Below are 12,653 nucleotides of genomic sequence, written 5' to 3' on the forward strand. Positions count from 1 at the left end.
CTGCTATGAACCCCGATCCCAGTAATCATCAGCATCTAGAGCAGGCTTTTCTGGCTGAAGCAGCAGATTTGTTGCAAACCATTGAGCAGAATCTTATCGGTTTACTCGATGAAAAAACAATAGACAAAGTTCACGCCTTGATGCGAAGCGCCCATACTCTCAAAGGAAGTGCTGCCAGTATTGGACAGGAAACCATCGGGACAATTGCCCATCATTTGGAAGATGTATTCCAGGCGTTATATGCTCCAGAACTGGAAATCGATCCCGAATTGGGTGGTTTGCTTCTAGATGCTTATGAGTGCCTGCGAACTCCATTGAGTGCAACCTTGATGGGCTTAACTTGCAATGAGGCAGAAATACTCGATCGAACTGCCTCAATCTTCGCCCAACTCCAACATAAACTAGGCGACTTTTTTGGTCGTGAGGCTCCGCTTCCCAGTTCGGAAGAACTTGGCTTTGATGTGGTAGAGTCAATCTTTTCTGGGAGTGTACTCCAGGATTTGCAACAGTTAGAAGCTGACATTCAAAGCCAAGATCCGCAACAAATTCAAACAACACTCAATTCCCAAGCAGAATTTTTCGTCGAACTCGCAGCATCTTATGGCTTATCTGGATTGGGAGAAATTGCCCAGGCAACCCTAAACGCGCTCAAAGCGCATCCAGACAAAGTACTACAAATCGCTCAGGTGGCTTTAGAAAATTTTAAAGCGGCTCAAGCAGCAGTACTTGCTGGCGATCGCACTCAAGGCGGAGAGATATCTCCACAATTGCAAGAATGGGCAGAATTAACTACTCCTGTCCCAGAACCGCAACAGCAATTGAAACTAGCTATCCAACCTACAGAAACGGCTACAACTGAAAACAAGGAACCTGGCCACCCCAGTGCTATGGAATCGGAATCGGTTTGGTCATTTTTCCCAAATCGAACTGATAACTCCGTACCGAAAGCACCGGAGGTACTGGAACCAATTTCTAAAGATTCGGTAGTAGCCCCCTCTGCCATAGATCGGATTTTACAGTCAATCTGGATCGGAGATCCAGAGATATCCCGCCAATATTCATACTCAAATCCGCCAGCCTCTCCACCACCAGCACCAAGCCTCCAAGCTCAGTCATCGGCATCACTTCCCAGTATCCGAGTAGCGATCGAACAACTCGATCGCCTCAGCCACACGATTGGGGAATTGCTAATCAACGAAAACCAACAAAATCTGCAATCTAACCACATCCACAAAGCTGCTCAAGAAACTCTAGTACAGTTTTTGTACTGTCAACAACAACTTAGTAAAGTTTCTACTTGGTCAGATCGACATTTGTTGCTTCCCCAGCGCAAACAGCGACACATCCATATATCTCCACGCTCAGTTATCCCTGCCGAGGCACAATCTAAATTTGATGCCTTAGAAATGGATACCTATAGCGAGTTGCACATTTTCCTGCAAAATCTTACAGAAGACATGGTGCAATTAGGAGAAAAGATTGAGGCTTTTAATGCCTTAGTTCAGCAATCTCGCTTCAGTCTCGGAAAGCGTAAGCAACTGCTTTCAGGAGCGCAGGAAGATTTGTTGCAAGCGAGAATGGTTCCACTGGGAACAGTGTTAAATCGATTTCCCCGGCTGCTGCAACAGATGGTAGCAACTTATCATAAGCCCGTTGAACTCAAGCTTGGCGGTACGAAGGTACTGGTGGATAAAGCCATTTCTGAGCAGTTGTACGATCCCTTGCTGCACATGATTCGCAATGCCTTCGATCACGGCATCGAACCGATAGAAACCCGCCGCCAGCAGGGTAAACCAGAAACCGGAACAATTACAATTCAAGCCTATCATCAAGGCAACCGCACGACTATTGAGGTGCGGGATGATGGTCGAGGCTTTAGCTGGGAATGCATTCGTCAGCGAGCTATAGAAAAACACCTGCTGACTCCCGAACAAGCTGCCTATGCCTCGGAAACCCAACTGTCAGAGTTATTATTTGAACCAGGCTTTTCTACCGCCAGCCAGGTTGGTGAGTTATCTGGCCGTGGTATCGGCTTAGATGTCGTTCGCACTCAATTACAAGCTTTACAAGGTTCGATTGTGGTGCGATCGCTTTCAGGGCAGGGAACAACCTTCATCCTGCAATTACCCCTGAGCTTGACAACAGCACGCTTGCTCGTTTGTCAATCTCAAGGTATTACTTATGCCTTGCTGTCTGAAGGAATTAGCCAGGTTCTATTACCGCAGCCAGAGCAGATTCAAACCCAACAATCTTTACACGGGCAAGGTATCCAAAAATTCTGGCAGTGGGGAGAAGGGCAAAGTCAGCAACTAGTTCCTATCCGCCCACTTGCCAATTTGCTGGATTACAAATATCCTTTATTCACCCAAGACCACAATTTAACCCTTAGTCCTTTTCCAGTCAAACAACGAAACACCGTCGAACCTCTGCTGTTGTTGGAAACAGAGCATCAATACCTGTGTTTGCAAGTCGATCAGATTTTAGTGGAGCAGGAATTAGTAATTAAATCCCTCGGTAGCGTCGTGACTTTACCTAGTTACATCCAAGGCTACAGTGTGTTGGGAAATGGTAGCCTCACCTTAACCATTGACCCATTGGAGTTAGTTCGGCAAACCTGGGAGACAGATATGATGCCGGCTTCCCCGACATCAATTGCAACTAAACTATTGCCCGCGTCCGAGCCTGTTCTTGCTCACCAAGTACAATCCCAGCTAACACCACAGCAACAGCCAATGGAAGTTAATACAGCCGTTGCTCAACCTAACCGACTGACGGTGTTAGTGGTAGAAGATTCGGTTGTACAAAGGCAAAGTTTGGTGCAGACGCTCCAGAAAGCCGATTATCAAGTGTTACAAGCAGGCGATGGTCGAGAGGCGATCGCGCAAATGGTTCAACACAGGGATGTTGATTTAGTGATTTGTGACATTGAAATGCCCAGTATGAATGGATTTGAGTTTTTAGAACACCATCGCCAAGACGAGCGTTTGTCAGGCATTCCAGTGGTGATGCTGACTACTCGTAGCGGACAGAAGCACCGCCAATTAGCTTTAGCTCTAGGAGCCAAAGCTTACCTGACCAAACCCTATTCAGAACAGAACTTCCTAGCCGCGATCGCCGAACTAGTTCATAGCCCTTAACTAAGATAGGGGTAAAGGGGAAAGGGGAAGGGGGAAAGGGAAGGAATGGAAAGGAAAAAAATTGAAACTTTTGAGGATTTAAAAGTATGGCAAAAAGGTATTGACTTAGTTAAGCAAATATACTTAAGGACTAAGGAAGGTGAACTGAGTAAAGACTTTGGTTTAAGAGATCAGTTAAGACGTGCATCCGTATCAATACCTACAAATATTGCAGAAGGATTTGAACGATATTCTCGCAAAGAATACTTAAACTTTCTAACATATTGCTAAAGGGTCTGCCGGTGAAGTTCGCAGTCTTTTAAGAGTAGCGTTAGAAGTGGGCTATCTAGACCAACCAACTTATACACAACTTTCTAGTCAAGCTATGGAGTTGAGCCGTATGCTATCTAATCAAATTCAATCTATAAATCAGTCAATGCCCTTCGGACAGGGAAAAGGTTAAAGGGGAAAGGGGAAAGGGAACCCCATAACTAAAGTTAGGGGTTTGAAGTAAGGATGGCTCAATTCTCGCGCAAGAGTCTGGAATTGAATCTTTTTCCCCTCCATAAATAAAGTTTAGGGGCTTGCACCCTTCCCCCTTTACCCCTTCCCCTTTACCCTTTACCCTTTACCCCTTCCCCTTTCCCCTTTACCCTTTACCCTTGCTATGCTCAACACTCCCTTTCCGTTTAAGCGATTATCTGGTGCTGTGAGCGATCGCGACTCCCTACGAGTCGTTGTTTTTGCGATCGCAGATTATTTATTTGCTCTGCCAGTTGGTGCAGTTCTCAAGGTGATTGCTTGTCCTCCTATTAGCAGTACGGTTGAAAGTGGTATCGGGATGGTTGATTTGGGAGGGCAAACGATCGCGATTGTGGACTTGCGCCAGAAGTTTATTCCACAAGTACAACCTCAACAGGCGCACCAAGTTCTCTCTGCGGTTGACACTTCAGGGCGCTTTTTACTTCTGACTCAAACGCGGACTGGGGAAATTTGTGGCATTCCTGTGGACAAGCCCCCTGCTTTAATCGATATTCCTTTGGAAGCTGTGCGTTTGGTGCCGTGGTCTTACCGGCAAGTGGCGGAGTTAAACTTTATTAGCCACATGGCTGTCTTGTCTGTAGCACCAAACGAGGAACCACTCAAAGTACTTCTTCTAGGCATGAGCCAGATATTGGCTGATAGGTTGGGGTTGCCCGGAACAACTCAGTCATTGGCTCCTGGGCTGACATCAGGCGAACAACGGCAAAGATTTCTGCGTTTTTCCTTGGGGAATCAAGGAAGTGGATTACTACCATTCCACTCAGTACTGGACATTATTCATGTCGCTAGTCAAGAAATTTCCTTAGCCCCGGCCTTACCAAGTTGGATTTTAGGTTTCTATAATTGGCAAGGACAGATGCTGCGGCTGGTTGACTTAGAACATTTGCTTGGTTATGCGCCGCTTTTGAAGCAGCAGCCACGACCAGAAAAGCCGATGGTTCTGGTTCTTGAACTGCAAAATCAGGTAGTCGGGTTTTTGGTGGCTCGTGTCTACGATGTAGAGTGGCAGAATTTACAGCAAACACAATCAGCACCAACTGACTTTTCGCCAAACAAACTGCTAAATTTTGTTCGAGGTATTCTGCCAGGCGATCGCTGGATTTTAGACACCAGAGCGATCGCCCAGACATTGCAATGGCAAACCCACTGATTTAACTTGATGCTGCCAAGGAGTTTTCTGTGACGATCGCAACCTTAGACCCTAATTCTGAAACCCAGCCTGTTGACAATCAAATCCAAATAGAAGAAATTTTGGCTAACGTGGCTGTCCTCAAAGCAGTCTTTCTATCTGCTAAGGGGCCAAAGGTCGCTCAATTACAGCAGAAAGTGAGTCAAATTGAAGCTTTTATCCAAGCTTTGGCTAAAAATTCGCCCATTGACAATGACGACAATGTGCAAAGGGCTTTTCAACTCCAGCGAGAACAACTTGCGGCGATCGATCGCCAAATGCAGCAAGCAAAAGGTCAAACTGCACTTTTGGAGGTTACAGTCAGTGCCCTTCGAGATATTCTCAACGCCGATCGCGTCCTGATTTATCGTTTTGAGGAAGATTATCGCAGTAGGGCGATCGCTGAAGCTACACAAGCAGGTTGGACATCCCTACTAAACCAATCCCTACCGATAAATTTGTTTGTTACTACCGATATTGGTAACGGACAACATTTGCAGAGCAACCTAACTGAAGTCTTAGAACTAACTCCGCGCCAACAACAATTTTGGCAACGCTTTCAGGTGCAAGCTAGTCTGTGTTTGCCCTTAATTGTCAAACAACAGCCTTGGGGTTTTTTAGTTATTCATCATTGCCTTGAATCCCGACAATGGCAGGAAACAGAGCGCAGTTTGCTGCAACAAGTAGGAATGATGTTGACAATTAACTTGCAGTGGGCTGAAATAGTAGCTCCACCGGTTCAACATCTGTCATCGCCTCCCGAAAAATCTGAATCCTTTGATCGGTCAGAGTTACTAGTGCCATTGGAGCAGGTGAGCCAAGCTGTACAAGAAGGAGCAAGAATCGCCGAGCTTGCCAGCGAACATTTAATGTGTATTCAAGATACTGTTGCTGTTACTAATAAACAGCTGCAATACCTTGGTGAATTTTGTCAGCAAGCTTCTGGCTTTGTTCGCCTTGTGGAAAGCTTGAGTGCCAAAATTCAAGTTTTGTCCTTGAATACAGCCATCGAAGCAACAAAAGCTAACGAGCAGGAACAAGGTTTGCTAGCTGCTGCCGAACAGGTGGAAATTCTCGCCCGTCAAGCCCGCGAAAACACGCTAAATATAGAGGAATGGTTTCAAGAACTCCAGGTGGCAGCAACAGACGTTGTTTCTGCTGTCGAACCGTGCGATCGCCAAATCAGCGCGGGGCTAGAGTCAATCGCGCAAATTCAGGAGCAATTTAGAGCGATCGCCCAGATCGCTGCTTGTGCCTTCCAACCAATGTCAAAGCCATAAGACCTCTTGCAAAAGTGCTTTTTGCAAGAGGTGGGAAAAGGGTAAAGGTTAAAGGGGAAAGTCAAAATACAGAACCTTTCCCCCCGCCCCTTATCCCCAGAGGGGGCCCCACCTTCCCCTTTCACCTTTTCCCGACTTCTGCAAGAAGTTTATAGAATTGTCACAAACCCCATAGAAACTGAGAGTTGTTTTCATGAGTACCGATTTTGTCCCCCAACCGCAGAGCGACGATCGCTTTCTAGAAGAAGCGATCGATTTGTTACTGTTCTTGGAGCAGGAGTTGCCTAACTATACAAAAGACAGTAACCCTGGTACAGCTTTGGCTCTCATGGAAGCTGCTCGCTCTCTGCATTCGATTGCCATAGCAGCCGAGCTAGATGCCATTGCCATAGTTGCGGCTGCATTAGGGGAGATTTTTCAGCTTTTGTATCAGTATCGGGCAACTATTAACGCCCCAATCGCCTCCCTATTGTCGGAAGGATTGGATTGCTTACAGATGCTGTTGATGGCATTTTTAACAGCCTCAAAAATAGAGGAAGTAGAAATTCTGGAGCGGATGTCTGCCATTGTTGCTCGTCTGCAAGGAGAGTTTGGCGATCGCCAACAAAGCACCATCCCCCAGGAAATAAACCTTGATATATCGGTACAACCGCAGCAACATCAACCAGTTATCCAGTTTAGCGATCGCTTAATCAAGGTAGAATCTTCTGCGATTCTACCAGAGCAAGTTATCAAGGAAAACCTGAACGAGGAACTAATAGGTGAAACTAGCCCCCAGTCTGATAGCCTTTGTCACGTAGATGTCGAGCAGTTTCCCGCCAAGGTAGGGGAACTAGCAAACCTTAAGGAGTATGAGGAAGGAGATTCTCATGCTTGGTTAGGGGATTTTTCCCAGCCTACTGAAGCACCTCTAGTTAAATCTTTTCCTCATCACCATACACTCTCTTTGCAAGAATCCATTCATACCATTCTTGCAACAAGTATTCCAGCCGCCACACCCATCAATATTAAGCATCTCGAACAACTAAACACGCTGATTGCAACATTATTAACTAACTATAATCAACAAGCTTGTCAGGAAGAACAACAGCAACATACCATCGGGCAATTGCTCCGACAAGTTAAAAGATTACAACATCTGCTGGATAATCTACAGGAATGGTCAGGACGTTTAGCAGCAATTTCAGATACCCTTTCTCCTTTAGCTGCTTCTCGCTCTCAGCAATTGTACAGTACTCTTCAATCTGTTTTGGCTGAAGCGTCTCAAGTGTCATCAACTGTTCATTCACTTAATAACAATCATCGCCAAATCAAACAAGAACTTATACAGCAAGAAAAGTTACTTAACCGTTCTGCCAATTTAGTCAAAACAGTTACAACTATTCCTTTAAAAGTAGCCTTAGAACCGTTGCATCGGCTTTGGTCTCAGTTACAAGCTCTACAAGATAAGTCTGCTACACTACATTTACAAATTAGCGATATCCAAGTCGATCGGGGATTTAGCGATCGCCTCCGTGCCCTTCTGTTGCATATAAGTTGCTATTTACTAGAGCAAAGTATAGAGTCTAGCCAAACACGCCAACAGTTAGGTAAAAATAGCAACGGTATTATCGAAATTCAAGTTTACCAGCAGGGAAATCAACTGATTATTGATGGCTGTGATGATGGCGCAGGACTTAACTTATCTCAAATCTATCAACAGGCTTTAGCCCAAGGACTCGCCCTGACAAAACCAGGGGATATCTTACAAGAACTGGTCATTGAACCAGAGGTTTCATCTGTTTTATGCGATCGCGCTGCCTTAGAGTTAGGAGCAGAATTAACTGAAGTTTGCAAGCAATTAACAGCTATTCAAGGAAGAATAGTATTGAAGTCTAAAGCTGGACATGGTACAGCCTTCTCGCTCCAAATTCCCCTCGATCAAAAAATTGCTCAACTGATCGTCTGTCAAGCTAACTCTAGAGTCTATGCATTTGTTGCCGATTCTGTAGAGCAGATTTGTCTATCCCAGTCCGAACAAATTATCCAAACTCAAGCGGGGCGGATGTTATTTTTGCAGTCTTCTGGCACCAGTGGCTTCCTTGGTTGCGCTGGTGAGGATTTAACAACAGAAATGCTTGTCCCTATCCATTTATTGACTGATGTGCTGATTTGTCCTAACGACCTTCCCACCCCAGTTAACACTTACAGTACAGATACACTAAATGCTTTCAAGCAGGATAAGCCGTTATTAATATTTCGTTACTTAGATAAACGATGTGCTTTAGAAGTAGATTGCATCATCACTAAGCAATCCTCTGCGATCCGTCCTCTGGGGGAAACAATCCTAGTTGCTGCCTACATCCAAGGAACTAGCGTTCTTGCCAATGGGCAACTTAGCCTGGTTTTGGATGGTTGCCTTCTCACAAAATCTCTAACTTGTGAAAATTAAATGCATCTTAGCTTAGTTGCTTGTCCTGAATAGCACGATTCTTCTAACCGAATAATTTATCGATATTTACAAGGATCTTGATTTGTTACAGTAAGTAACTAAAAATTTGTAATTTTGTAGCGCTTGCATAAAATAATATCCTGTAAAAAAAAAGATGCAATCAGTGCATGTATATATCCTGACTTCAATTTTGGCAACTACAATCAGGATTATATTTTTTTTGTTAACATTCACTGAAAATTAAGGTTAAGTAACTTTAAAGACAAAAATATGTAGCTAAAAGTAATCAAATGTAGTTAAGGATACAAATCATTGGTGCTTAGGAAGAAAAAGAAGTGGTGAAGAAAGTTGTAATGATTGGGGTTATGACCCTACTGTTTTTAGCAGGGCCGCTATTGGGCAGTGCTTTTGCCCAAACACCAGCTGCTGTACCTGCTGCTGATACTGGAGATACGGCATTTATGCTGATTTCAGCAGCCCTAGTGCTGTTAATGACACCAGGATTAGCGTTCTTTTACGGTGGATTTGTGCGATCGCGCAATATTTTAAACACATTGATGATGAGCTTTGTGTTAATGGCGATCGTGGGAGTTACCTGGATTCTCTGGGGTTATAGTCTTTCTTTTGCGCCAGGATTGCCATTCATCGGTGGATTGCAATGGTTTGGGTTAAACGGTGTCGGTTTAGAGACTCAAGGCTACTTACCGCATCTGCCTTATGAAGATGCGCTCAAAGCCGCAGACCCCAAATACGCTGATGTCGTCTCTTATGCCGGAACGATTCCCCACCAGGCATTCACGATTTATCAAGCTATGTTTGCCATTATTACCCCAGCCTTAATTTCTGGGGCGCTGGTTGAGCGAATGAGTTTCCGCGCCTATTCGCTGTTTGTACTGCTGTGGTCAACCTTTGTTTACGCCCCCCTAGCCCACATGGTATGGGCGAAAGGTGGATTTTTAGGTTTGGCTGGTGGATTAGGTGCCCTTGACTTTGCAGGTGGCACAGTAGTTCATATTAGCTCTGGGGTTTCTGCTCTGGTAGCAGCGATCGTCCTTGGGCCTCGGAAAACCCATCCCGATCGCCTTAGCCCACCACACAATGTTCCTTTCATTTTGCTGGGTGCTGGCTTGCTCTGGTTTGGCTGGTTCGGCTTCAACGCTGGGAGTGCCTTATCTGTTGCGAGTGGAACTTCTGGTAACTTAACAACAAATTTAGCAACAACAGCCTTTGTTGCCACCAATACGGCGGCGGCGGCGGCGGCTTTAATGTGGCTAATTTTGGAAGCAGTTTTACGGGGTAAACCCACAGCCGTGGGAGCAGCTACAGGAGCCGTTGCTGGTTTAGTAGGCATCACCCCCGCTGCCGGATTTGTGACACCACTATCAGCAATTTTAGTTGGTTTCATCACTGCCTTTGTTTGCTTCTATGCCGTGAGTTTCAAGCATAAGCTGCAAATTGACGATGCTTTAGATACTTATCCCGTGCATGGCGTTGGTGGTACGGTGGGGGCAATTTTAACAGCTATCTTTGCCACAACTCAAGTCAACGGCGGAGGTAAAGACGGAGTGCTGCGTGGTAATTTTGGTGAATTGGGAGTTGAACTAGTAGCAATCGCCATTGCCTATGCGATCGCAGGTGCTGGAACATGGATTATTCTCAAGGTTATCGATGCTACAGTCGGGTTGCGTGTCAAAGAAGAAGCCGAATTACAAGGTTTGGATATCAATGAACATGGTGAAGAAGGTTACAACTCAGAGTTTGGCGATCGTCCCACTTAGTAAAGAGCGCTGAGTTGGGAGTAGAGATGCGAAAAATCTGTGTCTGTACAAGAGTTAGGAGTTGGGATTGAAAGAAAAATCTAAAATGGGGCTGATTTGCGATCGCTAGCGTTAAAATTTGATTCAAATAATTGGTAAATTTCGCTAGTCGTGACTACTTCTGCAAAAACCTTCCCTATCTGGGCATTTTTCTCGCTGTTAACCAACGGCATCCTAATGTTGGCGGTCATTCTGCTAATCTGGCAACAGCAGAAATTGGCCGCTTTTTTTGGGATAGTAACATCCCCAGAACCAATCAACCTGAACAACTCATCCCAAATTGCTACACCTAATTTGGGTCGCCGTCACCAACTCACTTACCAGGAGTGGGTAGACATCCTCAAGCAAGAAGCCAAGGTCGCTGCTGACCAACGTCCTCCCCATTTAACCATCCTGGCGGGAGATTCTCTGAGTTTATGGTTTCCCCCTGAATTGCTACCCGAAGGTAAAAATTGGCTCAATCAAGGAATTTCTGGCGAAACCAGCAATGGACTCTTGAAAAGATTGAAAATATTTGACCGCACCCAGCCAGAGGTAATTTTTGTGATGATTGGTATTAATGACCTCATTCGCGGGGTGAACGACGAGGAAATTTTAGATAATCAGCGACAAATTATCAATTACCTCCGAAAGAGGCATCCCACCGCGCAAATTGTTGTCCAATCGATTTTGCCACATGGGGCACAGGAAGCAACCTGGAAAGGACGAGATAAACTTCTAGCTGTTACCAATACCCGCATTCGGGAGTTAAATCAGCAACTGCAAAGTATTTCTACCAAAAAAGGTGTCAAATATCTCGATTTATATCCCCTGTTTACCAACAAGGAAGGAAATCTCCGCCGCGAATTTAGTACTGATGGCTTACATTTAAGTCCTGAAGGCTATATAGTTTGGCGTTCTGCATTGCAGATTTATAGCGAAATCGAATTAAAATCACAGCGCCCTTCGGGAGAAAAAAGTTAAAGGACAAAAAGAAGTAATATCTTTGAATACAACTCTGTATAAATCGCGGCTTGGCGCGAGAAAATAAAAATAGTGGTTGAAGTAGACAAATCTAATGGATACAAAAGCTTTTAAGCGCAGCCTGCAACATTCAGAAAATTACAATCGTAAGGGCTTTGGTCATCAAGCAGAAGTTGCCACCCAGTTGCAATCTGAGTATCAGAGTAACTTGATTCAAGAAATCCGCGATCGCAATTACACCCTGCAACGGGGTGATGTGACAATCCGGCTAGCACAAGCCTTTGGTTTTTGCTGGGGTGTAGAACGGGCTGTGGCCATGGCCTACGAAACTCGTCAGCACTTCCCCACAGAACACATCTGGATTACTAACGAGATTATCCACAACCCTTCTGTAAATCAGCGAATGCAGGAGATGGAAGTAGAATTCATCCCCATTGAAGGAAAGAATAAAGACTTTTCTGTTGTTGGTATTGGTGATGTAGTCATATTGCCAGCTTTTGGGGCTAGCGTTCAAGAAATGCAGATTCTTCACGATAAAGGCTGCAAAATTGTTGATACAACTTGTCCTTGGGTTTCTAAAGTTTGGAATACAGTAGAAAAGCACAAAAAAATTGACTATACATCAATAATTCACGGTAAATATAAGCACGAAGAAACAGTCGCTACTAGTTCCTTTGCTGGCAAATATTTAATTGTGTTGAATTTGCAAGAAGCAAATTATGTTGCTGACTATATTCTCAATGGTGGAAACCGTGAAGAATTTCTGACAAAATTTGCTAAAGCTTGTTCAGCAGGATTTGACCCCGATCGCGATTTAGAAAGAGTTGGCATTGCTAATCAAACTACAATGCTTAAAGGCGAAACTGAGCAAATCGGCAAACTTTTTGAGCGGACTATGTTGCAGAAGTATGGCCCCACCGAGTTAACTCAGCATTTCCAAAGTTTCAATACCATCTGTGATGCTACTCAAGAACGTCAAGATGCAATGTTGGAATTGGTGGAACACAATTTAGATTTAATGGTAGTAATTGGTGGGTTTAATTCATCTAATACTACTCAATTGCAACAAATTGCTTTTGAGCGGGGAATTCCTTCTTATCACATTGATACTGTTGAACGGATTAAATCAGGAGATTCTATAGAACATCGACAATTAAATGGGCAATTAATAACTACAGAAAACTGGTTGCCAGATGGTGAAATTGTCGTGGGAATTACTTCTGGTGCTTCTACGCCAGATAAGGTTGTAGAAGATGTGATTGAGAAGATTTTTGCTGTGAAAGCGACAACAGCACTGGTTTAGGGATTTCCAACTAAAAAAATATCCCATTACTG

General features: G+C 44.5%; 9 protein-coding genes. All 9 read left to right on the forward strand.

What is annotated here, in order from left to right; all coding sequences use genetic code 11:
- Positions 1-5: 5 nt before the first annotated feature.
- On the forward strand, positions 6-3,137 hold the full coding sequence (locus RMZ41_RS10760) for a response regulator (protein ID WP_322640352.1): 3,132 nt from the start codon (positions 6-8) through the stop codon (positions 3,135-3,137).
- Positions 3,138-3,182: 45 nt separating this feature from the next.
- Positions 3,183-3,407 (forward strand): four helix bundle protein, encoded by a 225-nt coding sequence (locus RMZ41_RS10765; RefSeq protein ID WP_322640353.1) that lies wholly within the window; start codon positions 3,183-3,185, stop codon positions 3,405-3,407.
- 46 nt (positions 3,408-3,453) lie between these two features.
- Complete coding sequence (locus RMZ41_RS10770; RefSeq protein ID WP_409875105.1) at positions 3,454-3,579, forward strand: hypothetical protein; 126 nt, start codon at positions 3,454-3,456, stop codon at positions 3,577-3,579.
- 204 nt (positions 3,580-3,783) lie between these two features.
- On the forward strand, positions 3,784-4,809 hold the full coding sequence (locus RMZ41_RS10775; RefSeq protein WP_322640354.1) for a chemotaxis protein CheW: 1,026 nt from the start codon (positions 3,784-3,786) through the stop codon (positions 4,807-4,809).
- 29 nt (positions 4,810-4,838) lie between these two features.
- The gene (locus RMZ41_RS10780; protein ID WP_322640355.1) at positions 4,839-6,107 is read left to right on the forward strand and encodes a GAF domain-containing protein; all 1,269 of its coding nucleotides are present in this window, start codon (positions 4,839-4,841) and stop codon (positions 6,105-6,107) included.
- A gap of 193 nt (positions 6,108-6,300) precedes the next feature.
- Positions 6,301-8,538 carry a hypothetical protein gene (locus RMZ41_RS10785; protein WP_322734385.1) on the forward strand — a complete coding sequence of 746 codons (2,238 nt, stop codon included), beginning with the start codon at positions 6,301-6,303 and terminating at the stop codon, positions 8,536-8,538.
- 365 nt (positions 8,539-8,903) lie between these two features.
- A complete protein-coding gene (locus RMZ41_RS10790) occupies positions 8,904-10,316 on the forward strand; it encodes an ammonium transporter (protein ID WP_409875108.1) in 1,413 nt (470 codons plus the stop codon).
- Positions 10,317-10,466: 150 nt separating this feature from the next.
- Positions 10,467-11,318: an SGNH/GDSL hydrolase family protein gene (locus tag RMZ41_RS10795; RefSeq protein ID WP_322640358.1), complete on the forward strand. Its 852-nt coding sequence runs from the start codon at positions 10,467-10,469 to the stop codon at positions 11,316-11,318.
- Between the two features lie 94 nt (positions 11,319-11,412).
- Positions 11,413-12,621, forward strand: coding sequence for a 4-hydroxy-3-methylbut-2-enyl diphosphate reductase (locus tag RMZ41_RS10800; RefSeq protein ID WP_322640359.1), 1,209 nt, complete (start codon positions 11,413-11,415; stop codon positions 12,619-12,621).
- Positions 12,622-12,653 lie beyond the last annotated feature (32 nt).

Origin of the sequence: Nostoc sp. DedVER02, from assembly GCF_034530675.2 — a bacterium.
In the GTDB taxonomy this organism is placed as follows: Bacteria; Cyanobacteriota; Cyanobacteriia; order Cyanobacteriales; family Nostocaceae; genus Nostoc.